This window comes from Streptomyces sp. NPDC001410 (genome assembly GCF_042895235.1).
Classification (GTDB): Bacteria; Actinomycetota; Actinomycetes; order Streptomycetales; family Streptomycetaceae; genus Streptomyces.
This window is the reverse complement of sequence record NZ_JBIAWE010000002.1, coordinates 508226-525828: the sequence shown is the minus strand read 5'-3', so window position 1 is coordinate 525828 and position 17603 is coordinate 508226. Positions and strand designations below refer to the sequence as shown.

Genomic DNA, 17603 nt, shown 5'->3' with positions numbered 1-17603 from the left:
TATGCCTCAATGCCAACGATCCGCCGTACGAGAGGAGATCATCTCGTACGGCGGAATCGAAGAGTTGCGTCATCTGCGCGGCTGGGCGTCCAGGACCTGCTGGAGCGCCTCGAACTCCTCGACGCACTTGCCGGAGCCGAGCGCCACGCTGTCCAGCGGGTCCTCGGCGATGTGGATCGGCATGCCGGTCTCCCGGCGCAGCCGCTCGTCCAGGCCGCGCAGCAGCGCTCCGCCGCCGGTCAGAACGATTCCTCGGTCCATGATGTCGCCGGACAGCTCCGGCGGGCACTTGTCGAGGGTCGTCTTGACCGCGTCCACGATCGCGTTGACCGGCTCCTCGATCGCCTTGCGGACCTCGGCGGCCGAGATGACGACGGTCTTCGGCAGCCCGGACACCAGGTCCCGGCCGCGGACTTCGGTGTGCTCGTCGGCGTCGAGCTCGTACGCCGAACCGATCGTGATCTTGATCTGCTCGGCCGTGCGCTCACCCAGCAGGAGGCTGTACTCCTTCTTGATGTACTGGATGATCGCGTTGTCCAGCTCGTCGCCCGCGACCCGGATGGACTGGGCGGTGACGATGCCGCCGAGCGAGATGACCGCGACCTCCGTGGTGCCGCCGCCGATGTCCACCACCATGTTGCCCGTGGCCTCGTGGACCGGCAGGCCGGAGCCGATGGCGGCCGCCATGGGCTCCTCGATGATGTGCACCTGGCGGGCACCCGCCTGGGAGGACGCCTCGATGACGGCGCGGCGCTCGACGCCCGTGATGCCCGAGGGCACACAGACGACGACCCGGGGCCGGGCGAGATACCGCCGCTTGTGGATCTTCAGGATGAAGTAGCGGAGCATCCGCTCGGTGATCTCGAAGTCGGCGATGACGCCGTCCTTGAGCGGACGCACGGCGACGATGTTGCCCGGCGTGCGGCCGATCATCTTCTTCGCCTCGGCACCGACCGCGAGGATGCCACCGGTGTTGGTGTTGATCGCGACGACGGACGGCTCGTTGAGCACGATTCCGCGACCCCTGACGTACACCAGCGTGTTGGCGGTCCCGAGGTCGACAGCCATGTCACGGCCGATGAACGACATTGAGTTCCCCATCCGGATTCATCTGGCCTTCCGAAGCTTTTGAGGGCATATCAGGTCGGCGAGGCGGGTGCTGTGACGTGAAGGCTTCCATCGTAAACGCGCCTGCACGAACACTGCGCGAGGGTCTTCGCCATTGTCAGCAGATGGCGCGCCACCTCGCTTGTGGAGACGGCCCATCGGGGGCACACGTTCCCCCGATCGGCAACGCATATGCCAAAGGACGGCCGAAAACGTACGGCCGCCCCTGGTCAGGACTCCGAGCGGAGCTGACACTCCCTCAGAAAAATTAGCGGAAGATCCGCAGAATGGCGCTCAGGCGTGCCCCGGGAAGAAGATCTTCACCTCGCGCTCGGCGGAGTCCTCCGAGTCGGAGGCGTGGATCAGGTTCTCGCGGACGATCACGCCGTAGTCACCCCGGATGGAGCCGGGCGCGGCGGCGATCGGGTCGGTCGGGCCGGCGAGCGCGCGCACCCCCTCGATGACCCGCTCGCCCTCGACGATCAGCGCGACGACCGGACCGGAGGACATGAACTCCACCAGCGGCTCGTAGAAGGCCTTGCCCTTGTGCTCGCCGTAGTGCTGCTCCAGGGTGTCCTGGTCCAGGGTGCGCAGCTCCAGCGCGGTGATCTGCCAGCCTGCCTTGCGCTCGATACGGCTGATGATCTCGCCGGTCAGGCCGCGACGGACGGCGTCGGGCTTGAGCAGGACGAGGGTGCGCTGGCTCACAGGGGCTCCTTACGACTGACGTGTGCGGTGGGACGACATTACAGGGCGTGTCCGTGTCGCTGTCACGCAGCGTCAGGTGCAGAGGACTCGGCCTGCGCCGCGAAACGGGCCTTGGCCTCGTCGACCTTTCTGCCGTAGTGCACCGACGCCCACCACAGCGCCGCGAAGACCGCACCCATGAAGTACATCGTCGGGACGAAGACACCGGAGGCGATCAGGGCGAGCTGCAGGGCCCAGCCGAGGGCGACACCGCCCGGCCGGGTCACCATGCCGCACAGCAGCACGCACAGGACCATGGCGACACCGCTGACCAGCCACACCGTCGACGTGGACAGATCCGGGTCCTTCATGGCCACGAGTCCGGCGAACCCGATGATGAAGAACTCACCGATCAGCGTCGATGAACAGAGCGTACGCACGACGGAACCTCAGCCCTTCCCCAGCAGCAGGCGGGCCTCGCCCACCGTGATGACCGAACCGGTGACCAGCACCCCGCCGCCCGCGAACTCGCCCTCCTCCTCGGCCAGCGTGATCGCGGCCTCCAGAGCCTCGGGCAGCCGCGGCTCGACCTGGACCCGCTCCTCGCCGAACACCTCGACGGCGATCGCGGCCAGCTCGTCCGTGTCCATGGCACGGTGCGTGGAGTTCTGCGTGACGACGACCTCGGCGAAGATCGGCTCGAAGGCCTCCAGCAGCCCCCGCACGTTCTTGTCGGCGCTCGCTCCGACCACACCGATCAGCCGGGTGAAGTCGAACGCCTCCCGCACGGCCTCGGCGGTGACCTCGGCGCCCGCCGGGTTGTGCGCCGCGTCCAGCACGACCGTGGGAGAGCGCCGTACGACCTCCAGCCGGCCCGGCGAGGACACGGCCGCGAAGGCCTTGCGCACGGTGTCGATGTCCAGCGCCTCCGCGCGCACCGAGCCGACCCCGAAGAACGCCTCCACGGCGGCGAGCGCCACGGCCGCGTTGTGCGCCTGGTGGGCGCCGTGCAGCGGCAGGTACACCTCGGGGTACTCACCGCCCAGGCCGCGCAGGGTGACCAGCTGCCCGCCGACCGCGACCTGCCGGGCCACGACGCCGAACTCCAGCCCCTCCCGGGCCACGGTCGCGTCCACCTCGACGGCCTTCTTCAGCAGCGCCTGCGCCGCGTCCACCGGCTGCTGAGCCAGGATCACGGTCGCGTCCTGCTTGATGATGCCGCCCTTCTCAACGGCGATCTCGCCCGGCGTCGCGCCGAGCCGGTCGGTGTGGTCGAGGGCGATGGGGGTGACCACCGCGACGTCGCCGTCGATCACATTCGTCGCGTCCCAGCTGCCGCCCATGCCGACCTCGACGACGGCGACGTCGACGGGGGCGTCCGCGAACGCGGCGTACGCCATGGCGGTGAGCACCTCGAAGAACGACAGCCGGTACTCCTGCATGCCGTCCACCATCTCGATGTACGGCTTGATGTCCTGGTACGTCTCGATGAACCGCTCGGCGGAGATCGGGGCGCCGTCCAGGCTGATCCGCTCGGTGACCGACTGCACGTGCGGGCTGGTGTACCGGCCGGTGCGCAGCTCGAAGGCGCCGAGCAGGGCCTCGATCATGCGCGCGGTGGAGGTCTTGCCGTTCGTGCCCGTGATGTGGATCGAGGGGTACGACCGCTGCGGCGTGCCCAGCACGTCCATCAGCGCGGCGATACGGCTGACGGAGGGCTCCAGCTTGGTCTCGCCCCAGCGGCCCGCCAGCTCCGCCTCGACCTCGCGCAGGGCCCGGTCGACCTCGGGGTCCTCCGGCCGCGCGGGCACGTCGGCCTGCGGCGGGCCGCCCTGGGTGCGCAGCGTGCGGCTGCCGGCCTCGATCACCGCGAGGTCGGGGTCGCGGTCGGTCTCTTCGGCGATGAGTTCTTCGAAGGCGTCGAGGGGGTCGGGCTGGTCGTTTTCGTGCGGGAGGTCGCTCACAGGGCCAGTCTACGGAGCGGGCGGTGGCTTCGCGGCGCCGGTATGGGGTGGCTTGTCTTGTCTCCCGGCTGCGGGTGCGTGGGGGCTGGTCGCGCAGTTCCCCGCGCCCCTAGCGAGTTGCAGCGCCGTCGGCCGCCCAGGTGCCGTACGTAGCTGCGGGCAGTCGTGCCGCTAGGGGCGGCACGGGTGGGCGCAGCGGCACCCCGCAAGCGCGGGTGAGCGGAACCTGCCCCCGGGTACACGAAGGCCCCCGGGACCTCGCAGCTCCGGGGGCCTTCGACGTCGTACGAGCCCTTACGCCTGCGGCAACCGCTCCAGCTGGGCCTGGATGCGGGCGATATCCTCGTCTGCCTTGGACAGGCGCCCGCGGATCTTGTCGACCACGTTGTCCGGCGCCTTCGCCAGGAACGCCTCGTTGCCGAGCTTGGCCGTGGCCTGGGCCTTCTCCTTCTCGGCGGCGGCCAGGTCCTTCGCGAGGCGCTTGCGCTCCGCGGCCACGTCGATCGTGCCGGACAGGTCGAGGGCGACCTCGGCACCGGCGACCGGCAGAGTGGCCGTGGCCGTGAAGGACTCGCCCTCCGGCTGCAGGCGCAGGAGCTGGCGGATGGCGGCCTCGTGGGGCGCGAGGGCCGTGCCGTCGAGGGTGAGGCGGGCCGGGACGCGCTGGCCGGGCTGGAGGCCCTGGTCGGCGCGGAAGCGGCGGACCTCGGTGATGACCGACTGGAGCGACTCGATCTCGCGCTCGGCGGCCGCGTCACGGAAACCACTGTCCGTCGGCCAGTCGGCGATGACGACCGACTCGCCACCGGTGAGGGTGGTCCAGAGGGTCTCCGTCACGAACGGGACGATCGGGTGCAGCAGCTTGAGGGTGACGTCGAGGACCTCGCCGAGGACCCGCTTGGAGACCTCGGCCGCCTCGCCGCCCGCCTGGAACGTCGTCTTGGACAGCTCGACGTACCAGTCGAAGACCTCGTCCCACGCGAAGTGGAAGAGGGCGTCGGACAGCTTGGCGAACTGGAAGTCGTCGTAGAGCGCGTCGACTTCGGCGACGACGGAGTTGAGGCGGGACAGGATCCAGCGGTCCGCCGCCGACATGGCGGAGGCGTCCGGCAGCGGGCCGTCCACCGTCGCGCCGTTCATCAGCGCGAAGCGCGTCGCGTTCCAGATCTTGTTGGCGAAGTTGCGGGAGCCCTGGACCCAGTCCTCGCCGATCGGGACGTCGACGCCGGGGTTGGCACCGCGCGCGAGGGTGAAACGGAGCGCGTCGGAGCCGTACTTGTCCATCCAGTCCAGCGGGTTGACCGCGTTGCCGAAGGACTTCGACATCTTCTTGCCGAACTGGTCGCGGACCATGCCGTGCAGGGCGATGGTGTGGAACGGCGGGGTGCCGTCCATCGCGTACAGGCCGAACATCATCATCCGGGCGACCCAGAAGAAGAGGATGTCGTAGCCGGTGACCAGGACGGAGTTCGGGTAGAACTTCGCGAGCGACTCGGTCTGCTCGGGCCAGCCCAGCGTGGAGAAGGGCCACAGGCCGGAGGAGAACCAGGTGTCGAGGACGTCGGTGTCCTGGTGCCAGCCCTCGCCGGTGGGCGCCTCGTCGTCGGGGCCGACGCACACGACTTCCCCGCCCGGTCCGTACCAGACCGGGATCCGGTGGCCCCACCACAACTGCCGCGAGATGCACCAGTCGTGGAGGTTGTCGACCCAGTCGAAGTACCGCTTCTCCATCTCCTGCGGATGGATCTTGACCTTGCCGTCGCGGACGGCGTCACCGGCGGCCTTCGCCAGCGGGCCGACCTTGACCCACCACTGCATGGACAGGCGGGGCTCGATGGTGGTCTTGCAGCGCGAGCAGTGGCCGACGCTGTGGACGTAGGGCCGCTTCTCGGCGACGATCCGGCCCTCGGCGCGCAGCGCGGCGACGATGGCGGAGCGGGCCTCCAGGCGGTCCAGGCCCTGGAAGGGGCCGTGGGCGGTGATGACCGCGTGCTCGTCCATGATCGTGATGGACGGCAGGTTGTGGCGCTGGCCGATCTCGAAGTCGTTCGGGTCGTGCGCGGGGGTGACCTTGACGGCGCCCGTGCCGAACTCGGGGTCGACGTGCGTGTCGGCGACGACCGGGATCGAGCGGTCGGTGAGCGGCAGGCGGATCAGCTTGCCGACCAGGTGCTTGTACCGCTCGTCGTCGGGGTGAACGGCGACGGCGGTGTCACCGAGCATGGTCTCGGCACGGGTCGTGGCGACGACGATGGTCTCGTCCCCCTCGCCGTACTTCATGGAGACCAGCTCGCCGTCGTCGTCCTGGTACTCGACCTCGATGTCCGAGATGGCCGTCAGACAGCGGGGGCACCAGTTGATGATGCGCTCGGCGCGGTAGATCAGCTCGTCGTCGTAGAGGCGCTTGAAGATGGTCTGGACGGCCTGGGAGAGGCCCTCGTCCATCGTGAAGCGCTCACGGGACCAGGCGACACCGTCACCCAGACGGCGCATCTGGCCGCTGATCTGGCCGCCGGACTCGCCCTTCCACTGCCAGACGCGCTCGACGAACGCCTCGCGGCCGAGGTCGTGGCGGGACTTGCCCTCCTTGCCCAGCTCGCGCTCGACGACGTTCTGCGTGGCGATGCCGGCGTGGTCCATGCCGGGCTGCCAGAGCGTCTCGAACCCCTGCATGCGCTTACGACGCGTCAGCGCATCGATGAGGGTGTGCTCGAAGGCGTGGCCCAGGTGGAGGCTGCCGGTGACGTTCGGCGGCGGGATGACGACGGTGTACGGCGGCTTGTCGCTCTTCGCGTCCGCCTCGAAGTAACCCCGCTCTACCCAGCGCTCGTACAGCGGCCCCTCTACATCGGCCGGCGCGTACTGGGTCGGCAGTTCGGTGTCGGGCGCGGGTGGCTGCTGCTGAGCGTTCTCGGTCACGGGGGTCAGTTTAGAGGTGTCACGGGGTGGTCCCGAAACGCGATTGTTCTGTAACGGTGCGGCCCCCGGTGCCATGTGCTTCCTGTGCCTGGTCCAGGATGTCAGGAACACATAAGCATCTGGAGGGGAACCCAGAAATGAGCAGCAACCAGCCGGGCCCGTACGGCCAGCAGCCGCCCTACGGCCAGCCGGGGCAGCCTGGTCCCTACGGCCAGCCGGGCCCCTACGGCCAGCAGCCGCAGGCACCCCAGCCCGGCTATGGCTACCCCCAGCAGGCTCCTGCGGCCCCGCCGCAGCCCGGGTACGGCTACCCGCAGCAGGGTGCGCCGCAGCAGCCGAACGCGTACGGCCAGCAGCAGCCTTACGGCCAGCAGCCCTACGGCGTCCCGCAGCCGCCGGCCGCGGGCGGCGGCAAGAAGAAGACGGGCCTGATCATCGGTGCCGTGGCGGTCGTCGCGGCGATCGCGGTGGGCGCGTACTTCGTGCTGAGCGGGAGCAGCAGCGTCGCGGACGACGGCCCGCACAAGCTGACGGCTCCGTCGTCGGTGATCAACGGGACGTACACGAAGTCGACGGACTCGAGCGACGCGGAGAGCGTCAGCGACTCCGACCTGCAGGACTTCGAGAAGGCGGGCGTGAAGGACCCCAAGGGTGTCAGCGCCGCCTACAAGAACGGCAAGGGGCTGACTACGAAGGGGCTCTCCTTCTCCGGCGTGTACGGCACGATCGACGACCCCGAGGGGCTCATCGACGCCGCCTTCGCCAAGGCCAAGACGGAGTCCGAGAAAGACGACAAGGGCAAGCTGATCGGCAGCCCCGAGACGGTCAACCCGTCGGGCTTCTCCAACGGCGTCATGAAGTGCCAGGTGGCCGAGTTCGACAACACCGGGTCGGGCTCGACCACCGGGGCGAAGACGGTCAAGGTGCCGGTCTGCATCTGGGCCGACCACAGCACGACCGCCCGGGTCACGGCGTTCAGCTTCGCCAGCCTCGCCTCCGGTGACGGCGGCACGATCGCCGACACCGCGGAGCTTGCCGCCAAGCTCCGCAACGACGTGCGCGTCAAGTCCTGACGGCTTACAGCACAACGGCGAAGGGCCCCGGTCGATCCCGACCGGGGCCCTTCGCGTCCGTCCGTGACGACGGCTACGCCGTCTTCTGCTCCCCCGAGCCCCGCCCCCGCGCATCCCGCGGAATCAGCGTCGGGTTGACGTTGGAGTGGACCACGTCCGCGGTGATGACCACGCGGGCCACGTCCTTGCGGGACGGAACCTCGTACATCACCGACATCAGGACCTCCTCCATGATGGCGCGCAGGCCGCGGGCGCCGGTCTGGCGGAGGATGGCCTGGTCGGCGATGGCCTCCAGGGCCTCGCGCTCGAAGTCCAGCTCCACGCCGTCGAGTTCGAAGAGGCGCTGGTACTGCTTGACGAGCGCGTTGCGCGGCTCGACCAGGATCTGGAGGAGGGCCTCGCGGTCCAGGTTGTGGACCGAGGTGATGACGGGGAGGCGGCCGATGAACTCGGGGATCATGCCGAACTTGACCAGGTCCTCGGGCATGACGTCCTCGAACTGGTCCTTGGCCTCCAGTTCGCGCTTGGAGCGGATCGTCGCGCCGAAGCCGATGCCCTTCGCGCCGGCCCGGGACTCGATGATCTTCTCCAGGCCCGCGAAGGCACCGCCCACGATGAACAGGACGTTCGTCGTGTCGATCTGGATGAACTCCTGGTGGGGGTGCTTACGGCCGCCCTGCGGCGGGACGGAGGCCGTGGTGCCCTCGAGGATCTTGAGCAGGGCCTGCTGGACGCCCTCGCCCGAGACGTCGCGGGTGATGGAAGGGTTTTCACTCTTCCTCGCGACCTTGTCGATCTCGTCGATGTAGATGATCCCGGTCTCGGCCTTCTTGACGTCGTAGTCGGCTGCCTGGATCAGTTTCAGGAGGATGTTCTCGACGTCCTCGCCGACGTACCCCGCCTCCGTCAGCGCCGTCGCGTCGGCGATGGCGAACGGGACGTTGAGCATGCGGGCCAGGGTCTGCGCGAGGAGGGTCTTGCCGGAGCCCGTGGGGCCGAGCAGAAGGATGTTGGACTTCGCCAACTCGATGGCGTCGTCGCGGCCTTGGGCGCCGCCGTTCTCGCCTGCCTGGACCCGCTTGTAGTGGTTGTACACCGCGACGGAGAGGGCCTTCTTGGCCGCTTCCTGGCCGACTACGTAGCCTTCCAGGAACTCGTAGATCTCGCGGGGCTTCGGGAGTTCCTCCCAGCGCACCTCGCTCGTCTCGGCGAGCTCCTCCTCGATGATCTCGTTGCAGAGATCGATGCACTCGTCGCAGATGTACACACCGGGCCCTGCGATGAGCTTCTTGACCTGCTTCTGGCTCTTGCCGCAGAACGAGCACTTGAGCAGATCGCCGCCGTCACCGATGCGTGCCACGGTGTGCTTCCCCTTCGCCTGGGAGACGCCTGGACGCTTTCGAATCCAGCGGCTCCTGGTGCTGCCTTATGTCCGACGGTACCTTGCCGGGCCCTGTGTTCGGGCCCCCCTTGGCAGGGTTCACTTTGACGTGCACCGTGCCAAGAGGGGCAGAGAATACGTCGACGAAGACGTCGACCCGCGTCAGCGGACCGAGGCGTTGTTCATCTTGCGGGTGGAGATGATCTGGTCGACGATGCCGTATTCAAGCGCTTCCTCGGCCGTGAGGATCTTGTCGCGCTCGATGTCCTCGCGGACCTGCTCGATCGGCCGGTTGGAGTGCTTGGCCAGCATGGTCTCCAGCTGGTCGCGCATCCGGGTGAACTCGTTGGCGATGATCTCCAGGTCGGAGAGCTGACCGCGGCCGGTGGAGCCGGCCGGCTGGTGGATCAGCACGCGCGAGTTCGGCAGCGCCATGCGCTTGCCCGGCGTACCGGCGGCGAGCAGGATGGCCGCGGCGGAAGCCGCCTGGCCCATGCACACCGTCTGGATGTCGGGCTTCACGAACTGCATGGTGTCGTAGATGGCCGTGAGGGCCGTCATGTCACCACCGGGGCTGTTGATGTAGATCGAGATGTCCCGGTCGGGGTCCATCGACTCCAGGCACAGCAGCTGCGCCATGACGTCGTTGGCGGAGGCGTCGTCGATCTGGACGCCCAGGAAGATCACGCGCTCCTCGAAGAGCTTCGCGTACGGGTCGTACTCGCGGATGCCCTGGGAGGTGCGCTCGACGAAGCGCGGGATGACGTAGCGGCTGTCGGGGCGGGGCCCTTCGTACATGCCGCTGGCGGCGCCGGGGAAGTTGCTCATGGGGTTCACCGTCCTGGTGGCGTTCGGGGGGCTGGGGTCTCGGCGGTGCTTGGCGTGGCCGGGCCGGTCAGGCACCGGTGCCGCCGCCTCCCGGAACACCCGAGGCGTGCGTGATGATCTCGTCAATGAGACCGTACTCCTTGGCCTCTTCCGGGGTGAACCAGCGGTCGCGGTCGCCGTCGCGGACGATCGTCTCGACGGTCTGGCCGGAGTGCAGCGCGGTCAGCTCGGACATGGTCTTCTTGGTGCGCAGCAGGTACTGGGCCTGGATCTTGATGTCCGAGACCGTACCGCCGAGGCCCGCGGAGCCCTGGTGCATCATGATGTCCGTGTGCGGCAGGGCGAAGCGCTTGCCGGCGGTGCCGCCGGTGAGCAGGAACTGGCCCATCGAGGCCGCCATGCCCATGCCGATCGTGACCACGTCGTTCGGGATGTACTGCATGGTGTCGTAGATCGCCATGCCGGCCGTCACCGAGCCGCCGGGGCTGTTGATGTAGAGGTAGATGTCCTTGCTGGGGTCGGCCGCAAGGAGCAGCAGCTGAGCGGTGATCTTGTTGGCGATGTCGTCGTCAACCTGCTGGCCGAGGAAGATGATCCGCTCGCCGAGCAGCCGGTTGTAGACCTGGTCGCCGAGGCCACCACCGATGGAAGGCTCGCCGGCGGCGGAGGGCATCAGATTCGTCACGTATCCACCTGCTCGTCTTACGACGGCGCCGGGCCGTCTCACGTAGTCCTGCCGGGGCTTAGCGGGAACTCCAGCTTGCCCTCGTATTCATGGACCCTAACGCTCAGGCCGCTTCGGTGAATCCCGGAGAAGCGGGTGTTCGCCGGGGGCGTAGCGGAGGGCTCCGCCGGTTTGGCGGTGTGGTTTGTGGGGGGTGGTGGGGAGATCGTCGGGCTGTGGGTGTGCGGGGGCCGGTCGCGCCCTGCGGCGGAGCGGCATACGGATACAGCACCGCACCCTTTCAGGTTGGCCGGTACGGGCCGGTACGACAAACGGGCCCCTGGGAAGTCCCCAGGGGCCCGTCTAGGTCGTCACAGACGCCGTGGGGCTCAGCCCTCGGTCTTCTCCTCAGCCGCGTCCTCGGTGCCCTCGGCGGCCTCGACCGTCTCGATGGCGGCCTCGGTCTCGTCCTCGTCGTCCAGGTCGATGACCTCGCCGTTGGTGTCCTTCACCGTGGCGGCCTCGACCACGACGGCCAGGGCCTTGCCGCGGGCGACCTCACCGACCAGGAGCGGCACCTGGCCACCCTCGACGACGGCCTGGGCGAACTGGTCGGGGGACATGCCGGAGGAGGCCGCACGCCGCATGAGGTGCTCGGTGAGCTCCTCCTGGTTGACGTTGAGGTTCTCCTTCTTGACCAGCTCGTCGAGGACGAACTGGGTCTTGATGCCCTTGACCGCGGCCTCGCGGGTCTCGGTCTCGAACTCCTCGACGGTCTTGCCCTGGATCTCCAGGTACTTCTCGAGGGTGAGGCCCATCTGGCCGAGCTGGTGGTGCTCCAGGTTGTGCTTGCGGGTGTTGATCTCGTCCTCGAGCAGCTTCTCGGGGACCGGGACCTCGACCAGCTCGAGGAGCTTCTCCAGGACGCGCTCCTGCGCCTGGGTGGCCTGGTCGAACTGCTTCATGTTGGCCAGGCGCTTGCGGCTGTCGGCCTTCAGCTCGTCCAGGGTGTCGAACTCGGAGGCGAGCTGCGCGAACTCATCGTCCAGCTCCGGCAGTTCACGGGCGGCGACCTGGGTGACCTTGACGGTGACCTCGGCCTCCTTGCCGGCGGCGGAGCCGCCCTTCAGCTCTGAGGTGAAGGTGGACTCGCCACCGGCCTCCAGGCCCTTCACGGCGTCGTCGATGCCGTCCAGCAGCTCGCCGGAGCCGATGGTGTAGGAGACACCGTTGGCGATGCCGTCCTCCAGCACCTCGCCGTCGACCTTGGCCTCCAGGTCGATGGTGACGACGTCGCCGTCCTCGGCGGCGCGCTCGACCGGGGAGGTGGAGGCGAAGCGCTCACGGAGCTGCTCGACCGACTTCTCGATGTCCTCGTCGGTGACCTCGACGGCGTCGACCTCGACCTCGATGCCGGAGTAGTCCGGGATCTCCAGGGTCGGGCGGATGTCGACCTCGGCGGTGAAGTTCAGCGTCTCGCCGTCCTTCAGCTCGGTGATGTCGACCTCGGGCTGGCCCAGCGGGCTCAGCTCGGCCTCGTTGACCGCCTCGGTGTAGAACTTCGGGAGCGCGTCGTTGACGGCCTCCTCCAGCACCGCACCGCGGCCGAACCGCTGGTCGATGACGCGGGCCGGGATCTTGCCCTTGCGGAAGCCCTTCACCGTGACCTGCTGGTTGATCTTCTTGTACGCCGCGTCGAGGCTGTCCTTGAGCTCCTCGAAGGGCACCTCGACAGTGAGCCGAACCCGGGTCGGGTTCAGGGTCTCCACGGCGCTCTTCACGGTTCGGTCTCCTTGTGGCTGACTTCTTGGGTTCTGCCGGAGCCAGACTGGTCCGGCGGATTTCGCCGCCCGAAGGAGTTCGTAGGCCGAGTGGGCCGGGACACACGGGCGCGCAGCTTGCATAGTAACCGCAGCCGCTCAGCGCCCCAAAAGGCGATCACCGCTGCGCCGTGAGCCGGTGGTCGGGGTGGCGGGATTTGAACCCACGGCCTTCCGCTCCCAAAGCGGACGCGCTACCAAGCTGCGCCACACCCCGTCTGGTGCGACACGTAGGGTACATGCCCCGGCCGGATCCGTCGGCCGCTTTGCCGACTGCCGCGCGCGTGGCATCGCCGCAGTCCAAACGCGTTGGCCTCCGTGGCGGGCGACCCGCTACGATGCTCAGCAGTGCCGAGGTCACCGACCTGCGGCGCACTGTTGCGGGCGTAGCTCAATGGTAGAGCCCTAGTCTTCCAAACTAGCTACGCGGGTTCGATTCCCGTCGCCCGCTCTGAAGACCGAAGGCCCAGGTGAGAGGTGGTTTCCTCGCCCTGGGCCTTCGGTCGTCCCCGAGGCTTCTGTCGCCCTAAACCAGGGCGTTCCACCGCTGGTCGGTGTTGGTTGTGCACGTCCACTGGATGACTTCGGTCCCGTCCTTCCAGCTTCCGTTGGGGACCGCGAGGCATCTGTCGCTCGCCACGTTCCGCAGGCGGCCGATGCTGTCATGGATCCACAGTTGCTCGCTGCCGCCGTTACAGGTCCACTGAATGGCATGGCGAGGCACTTGCCACTCCAGCGGTTCTTGAGCGTGAATTGCCCGGTGTTGCCGTGGTCATGATTTTCTATGATCCACTGCTGGTCATAGTTGGTGTTTCAGGTCCACTGGATCGCGCCGACGCCATTGGCCAGGCTCGGGTCGGGAATGGCGAGGCAGTCTCTGGTGCAGTCGTTCTCGAACTGCACCGAGCCGTCGGAGCCTGCGGCCGAGGTGGAGAGGGCCAGAACACATGCGCTGTCGCCACCACGGAACCGCCCATGATCGTCTTCTTGCCTTTGGACACGGCGACAACCAGCTCCTTTACAGGGGGCTCAGCACACTCGGATCCGCCCTTGCGGCGGGGGATTCCCGTCGGGGCTCGATATCACGGCGAGGTAGTCGTCGGCGATCTTCGCGGTCGACCACCTGTCACAGGGCCCTGATGTTCACGCTGTACACCGAGCGGGTGCCGTAGGCGACGTAGACGGCGTCTCCCCGGAGGACCGGGGGTGTGCCGGCGTTGCTGGTGAAGGGTTCCGGGCCGGTGGCGCGGCCGGGGACGCTGTGGAGTTCCTTGCCGGTGCGACGGTCCAGGACGGCGAGGCGGCCTCCCGGGGAGGAGAGGAGGACGTAGGTGTCGGAGACGGCGGGGGCGCCGGGGCGTTCGACGGAGGAGGGGGTGTCCCAGAGGGTGTGGCCGGTTCTCGGGGCGACGGCGCGGACCTCGCCGCTGTCGAGGACGAAGTAGAGGGTGCCGTCGGCCAGGGTGGGGGTGGCGGCCCAGGGCACGGAGCGGTCCAGTGGGACGACGTGCGGTGAGCGGTCGGCGAGGTTCAGGAGGGTGATGCGGCGGTAGGGGGGAATCTCGGACTCGTCCGGGCCCACGGGGGAGTCCGGGGAGGTGATGAGGACCAGGCGGTCGCCGGTCTGGCCGGCCAGGGTGAGGGGGCCGACCACCTTGGTGGCCCAGCGGGCCGTGCCGTGGGCGGGGTCGATCCGGGTGATCGTGGTGTGCGTGCTGTTGACGTCGACGCACACGAGGTAGCCGTTCCCGTGCGCGCTGTGCAGCCCGCAGGTGTCGTTCGCGGGCATGGTGCGCTTCCAGCGGGGGGTGCCGCGGGCGGTGTCCAGCAGGGAGTAGGTCTTGCCGTCCTTGCCGTAGGTGACGATCGGCCCGTCGCCGGTGACCGTGACCGTGCCCTCCGCCGCGGTGGGTTTCCCTTCGCCGAGGGGCCTGTTCCAGCGGATCTTTCCGGTGCGGGCGTCGACGGCCTGGAAGACGAAGTGGCTGTTCTGGTCCGAGTGGACCCTTGTGTCGGCGACGGTGTAGACGTCGTGTCCGTGCGTGCCGATCACTCCGCTGTCGGGGTAGGCGCTGCCGCTGTTGCTCCGGTCGGGGTGGTCGTCCTCCGGGAGGCTCCAGGCGACCTTGCCGGTGGCCAGCGAGAAGCGGACGGCCTTGAGGCCGTCGCCGGCGCAGACCAGCCCGCCGTCGAGCGCGGTGCAGGAGGTGAACGCCCCGCCGGGGGTGGTCTTCCTGTCGGTCTCCCGGGCCTGCCAGGCGTGCCAGCCCGGGGGCAGGTCGCCGGGCCGGCCGTGCTCGCCCCCGGTCAGTCGCAGTGCGGTCGCGGAGGCTGCCGCCGCGAGCACCAGGGCGCCCGCGGTCACGGCCGGCCAGAGTTTGCGGCGCCGGGTGCGCGGGCGGGTGGGCGCGCTCTCCTGCGGCTCGGGCTTCGGGCGCGGGTCCGGCAGGCGGCCCTCGCGCAGGAAGGCCAGGAGTTCGTCGGGGGTCGGCCGGGACTTGGGGTGTTTTTCCAGGCAGAGCCGGACGAAGGGGAGCAGATCGTCGGGGAGGCCGTCGAGTTCGGGCTCGCCCTCGACGACCTTCGTGGCCGTCTCCCAAGGGCTCGTGCTGTCGAAGGGGCCGTGCCGGGTGGCGGCGTACACCAGGACCGCGCCGAGGGAGAAGATGTCGGCGGCCGGGCCGACCTCGTGCGGGGAGGAGAACTGCTCCGGTGACATGAAGGGCGGGGTGCCCATCACGCGCCCGGTCTGGGTGAGGGCGTCGGCGGCGGCCGACTCGGCCGCGCGGGAGATGCCGAAGTCGATGACCCGGGGGCCGTCGTCGGCGAGCATCACGTTGGCCGGTTTCAGGTCGCGGTGGACCACGCCGGCACGGTGGATGTCGCGCAGGGCCTCGGCGAGGCCTGCGGCGAGTGCGCGCAGCCGGTGGGGCGGCAGGGGTCCGTGGCGGCGGACGTGGGTGCCGAGGTCCTCGCCGGGGATGTAGAGCGTGGCCATCCAGGGGCGCGGTGCGTCGGCGTCCGCGTCCACCACGGGTGCCGTGAAGGCGCCGCTGACCTGGCGGACGGCGGCCACCTCGCGGCGGAATCGGATGCGGAACTCGTCGTCGTCGGTGTACTGGCCGTGGACGACCTTCACGGCGAGCCTGCGGCCGGAGGCGGAGCGGGCCAGGTAGACCACTCCCATGCCGCCGCTGCCGAGACGGTCCTCGATCCGGTAGCCGCCCACTTCCCGCGGATCCGAGTCGCGCAGCGCCATCCCCGTACGTCCCCCCGTTGTTTCAGTTGTCCAGCTCTGCCGGCCCCCCGGCCGGCGTCAGAACCTGATCTGGTTGATGGTCTCGGCTATCGAGTTCAGGAACCGGTTGATGGACGGCGCCATGCCGGTCGAGGCGAGGAAGAAACCGAAGAGGACGGCGACGATGGCCGGACCGGGTTTGATGTTCCCGCCTCGGATCAGCACCACAAGGATGATCGCCAACAGCAGCACCACAGACAGTGAAATGGCCACAACTGATCACACCCTCGGTCGGTCCGCTCTCCCGGCCCGGGGGTACGGCCCCGCACCCCCGCCAGAACCATCGTGCCACCAACCCGGCTGCCTCATGCGGTTCGTGACGCAACGTTGGACGAGCACCCGCGGCGGGCGACGCCCCGCACAGTAATTCGACGGGCCACCCGCGCCGGACTCCACAGGGAATTGCACAGCTTCGTTTCGGTGCCCACACATCACATGCGCAGGGAATTCGAATTCATGACACAGGGGCGCACTATGCCCCAATTAGTCGGGATGAATCGGGACATTGAGGCTGAACGGAGGGCTTGGCTGTGCCCATCATCACGTGGACAGGGGAGGCAAGACATGTAAATCAGTGGGTATCCGAAGGTGATAACCAGGAATGACCACGGGGGTTTTACGAAATCCCACAGTCGACGCTAGGGTGCCTGAGATGTTCGACGCCGCCTCGTCCCCCGGCCACACCCGCAGGCCACTCCCCCCGGCACAGTCGCCGGCGGACGGAGTGCCCAGTCCGCGTACCCCGATGAGTGCGCAGAAGCGGCGGCCGCCCGCGGACAGACCGGGCAAACAGCGCGACTCGTTCTTCGACAACGCCAAGTACCTGGCGATCGTGCTCGTCGCGATCGGGCACGCCTGGGAACCGCTGAAGGGCGACAGCCGGATCCTGGAGGCCATGTACACCGTCGTGTACACCTTCCACATGCCGGCGTTCATCATCATCTCCGGCTTCTTCTCACGCAGTTTCGACATGCGCCCGGACCGGCTGAAGCGGCTCATCACCGGTGTCGCCGTGCCGTACGTCCTCTTCGAGACCGCGTACCCGCTCTTCAAGAACGCCGTCGACGAGGGCTCCCACGAGCCGATCAGCCTCCTCGATCCCTGGTACCTGACCTGGTTCCTGGTGGCGCTGTTCGTCTGGCGGCTGACGACACCGATCTGGAAGCTGGTGCGCTGGCCGCTGCCGATGGCCGTCGGCCTCGCCGTGCTGGCCAGCATGACGCCGAGCATCGGTGACGACCTCGACCTCCAGCGCGTCCTGCAGTTCCTGCCGTACTTCGTGCTCGGCCTGTGCATGAAGCCCGAGCACTTCCAACTGGTGCGCCGCCGCTCGGTGCGGATCGCCTCGGTGCCCATCGTCGCCGTCGCGCTGGCGGTCGGCTGGTGGGCGGTGCCGCGCATGAACACCGCGTGGTTCTACCACCGCGACTCCGCGCAGGAGCTGGGCGCGCCGTGGTGGTGCGGCCCGGTGATGGTGCTCGCGATGCTGGGCTGCTCGCTGGTGCTGACGGCCTGCTTCTTCGCCTGGGTGCCGCGCCGGAAGATGTGGTTCACGGCGCTCGGCGCGGGCACCTTGTACGGCTATCTGCTGCACGGCTTCCTGGGGAAGTTCGCCGACTACCAGGGCTGGTTCGACCACTCCTGGCTGCACCACCCGCTCGGCGAGATCGCGGTGACCGTCGTCGCGGCCACCGTCGTCACGCTGCTCTGCACCCGGCCCGTGCAGCGGGTCTTCCGGTTCGCGATGGAACCGAAGATGGAGTGGGCGTTCAAGCAGGACGCGGCCGAACTGGCCCGCGAGCGCCAGCAGAAGGAGCGCGAGCGGCAGAAGGTCGGCGTCTAGCTCCGCTGTTCGAGCGACT

Annotated in this window: 14 protein-coding genes and 2 tRNA genes; 3 read left to right on the top strand and 13 right to left on the bottom strand. The window is 68.6% G+C overall.

Annotation, left to right across the window (positions count from 1 at the left end):
- Positions 1–69: 69 nt before the first annotated feature.
- The 5 genes from ACFY3C_RS05885 to ACFY3C_RS05865 form a co-directional block, all read right to left on the bottom strand.
- Positions 70–1089 carry a rod shape-determining protein gene (locus tag ACFY3C_RS05885; protein WP_116151120.1) on the bottom strand — a complete coding sequence of 340 codons (1020 nt, stop codon included), beginning with the start codon at positions 1087–1089 and terminating at the stop codon, positions 70–72.
- A 312-nt stretch (positions 1090–1401) separates the two neighbouring features.
- Positions 1402–1815 carry a nucleoside-diphosphate kinase gene (gene ndk, locus ACFY3C_RS05880; RefSeq protein ID WP_389174669.1) on the bottom strand — a complete coding sequence of 138 codons (414 nt, stop codon included), beginning with the start codon at positions 1813–1815 and terminating at the stop codon, positions 1402–1404.
- A gap of 62 nt (positions 1816–1877) precedes the next feature.
- Positions 1878–2234: a DUF4233 domain-containing protein gene (locus ACFY3C_RS05875; protein ID WP_386571769.1), complete on the bottom strand. Its 357-nt coding sequence runs from the start codon at positions 2232–2234 to the stop codon at positions 1878–1880.
- A gap of 9 nt (positions 2235–2243) precedes the next feature.
- Entirely contained in the window at positions 2244–3758 is a 1515-nt protein-coding gene (locus ACFY3C_RS05870) for a bifunctional folylpolyglutamate synthase/dihydrofolate synthase (RefSeq protein WP_390769845.1), read from the bottom strand.
- A 294-nt stretch (positions 3759–4052) separates the two neighbouring features.
- Positions 4053–6677 (bottom strand): valine--tRNA ligase, encoded by a 2625-nt coding sequence (locus ACFY3C_RS05865; RefSeq protein WP_390769844.1) that lies wholly within the window; start codon positions 6675–6677, stop codon positions 4053–4055.
- A 137-nt stretch (positions 6678–6814) separates the two neighbouring features.
- On the opposite strand from ACFY3C_RS05865, the gene ACFY3C_RS05860 reads away from it, so the two are divergent.
- Complete coding sequence (locus ACFY3C_RS05860) at positions 6815–7750, top strand: hypothetical protein (RefSeq protein WP_390769843.1); 936 nt, start codon at positions 6815–6817, stop codon at positions 7748–7750.
- A 73-nt stretch (positions 7751–7823) separates the two neighbouring features.
- Here the strand turns inward: ACFY3C_RS05860 and clpX are convergent, their stop codons facing one another.
- The 5 genes from clpX to ACFY3C_RS05835 all read right to left on the bottom strand — a co-directional run bounded on the left by clpX (position 7824) and on the right by ACFY3C_RS05835 (position 12660).
- Positions 7824–9110 carry an ATP-dependent Clp protease ATP-binding subunit ClpX gene (gene clpX / locus ACFY3C_RS05855; RefSeq protein ID WP_067003552.1) on the bottom strand — a complete coding sequence of 429 codons (1287 nt, stop codon included), beginning with the start codon at positions 9108–9110 and terminating at the stop codon, positions 7824–7826.
- A gap of 183 nt (positions 9111–9293) precedes the next feature.
- Positions 9294–9959 (bottom strand): ATP-dependent Clp protease proteolytic subunit, encoded by a 666-nt coding sequence (locus ACFY3C_RS05850; protein WP_386571764.1) that lies wholly within the window; start codon positions 9957–9959, stop codon positions 9294–9296.
- 67 nt (positions 9960–10026) lie between these two features.
- Entirely contained in the window at positions 10027–10632 is a 606-nt protein-coding gene (locus ACFY3C_RS05845) for an ATP-dependent Clp protease proteolytic subunit (RefSeq protein WP_067318360.1), read from the bottom strand.
- 380 nt (positions 10633–11012) lie between these two features.
- Positions 11013–12404, bottom strand: a complete 1392-nt coding sequence (gene tig / locus ACFY3C_RS05840) for a trigger factor (RefSeq protein ID WP_386571763.1) — start codon at positions 12402–12404, stop codon at positions 11013–11015.
- 179 nt (positions 12405–12583) lie between these two features.
- Positions 12584–12660: transfer RNA gene (locus ACFY3C_RS05835), tRNA-Pro, on the bottom strand.
- 163 nt (positions 12661–12823) lie between these two features.
- On the opposite strand from ACFY3C_RS05835, the gene ACFY3C_RS05830 reads away from it, so the two are divergent.
- Positions 12824–12894: transfer RNA gene (locus tag ACFY3C_RS05830), tRNA-Gly, on the top strand.
- 75 nt (positions 12895–12969) lie between these two features.
- Here the strand turns inward: ACFY3C_RS05830 and ACFY3C_RS05825 are convergent.
- The 3 genes from ACFY3C_RS05825 to ACFY3C_RS05815 form a co-directional block, all read right to left on the bottom strand.
- The gene (locus ACFY3C_RS05825; protein ID WP_390769842.1) at positions 12970–13167 is read right to left on the bottom strand and encodes an RICIN domain-containing protein; all 198 of its coding nucleotides are present in this window, start codon (positions 13165–13167) and stop codon (positions 12970–12972) included.
- 402 nt (positions 13168–13569) lie between these two features.
- On the bottom strand, positions 13570–15702 hold the full coding sequence (locus ACFY3C_RS05820) for a PQQ-binding-like beta-propeller repeat protein (RefSeq protein ID WP_390769841.1): 2133 nt from the start codon (positions 15700–15702) through the stop codon (positions 13570–13572).
- Positions 15703–15759: 57 nt separating this feature from the next.
- Positions 15760–15954: a hypothetical protein gene (locus tag ACFY3C_RS05815; RefSeq protein ID WP_386571759.1), complete on the bottom strand. Its 195-nt coding sequence runs from the start codon at positions 15952–15954 to the stop codon at positions 15760–15762.
- Positions 15955–16486: 532 nt separating this feature from the next.
- On the opposite strand from ACFY3C_RS05815, the gene ACFY3C_RS05810 reads away from it, so the two are divergent.
- A complete protein-coding gene (locus tag ACFY3C_RS05810) occupies positions 16487–17584 on the top strand; it encodes an acyltransferase family protein (RefSeq protein WP_390769840.1) in 1098 nt (365 codons plus the stop codon).
- The last annotated feature ends 19 nt before the right edge of the window (positions 17585–17603 follow it).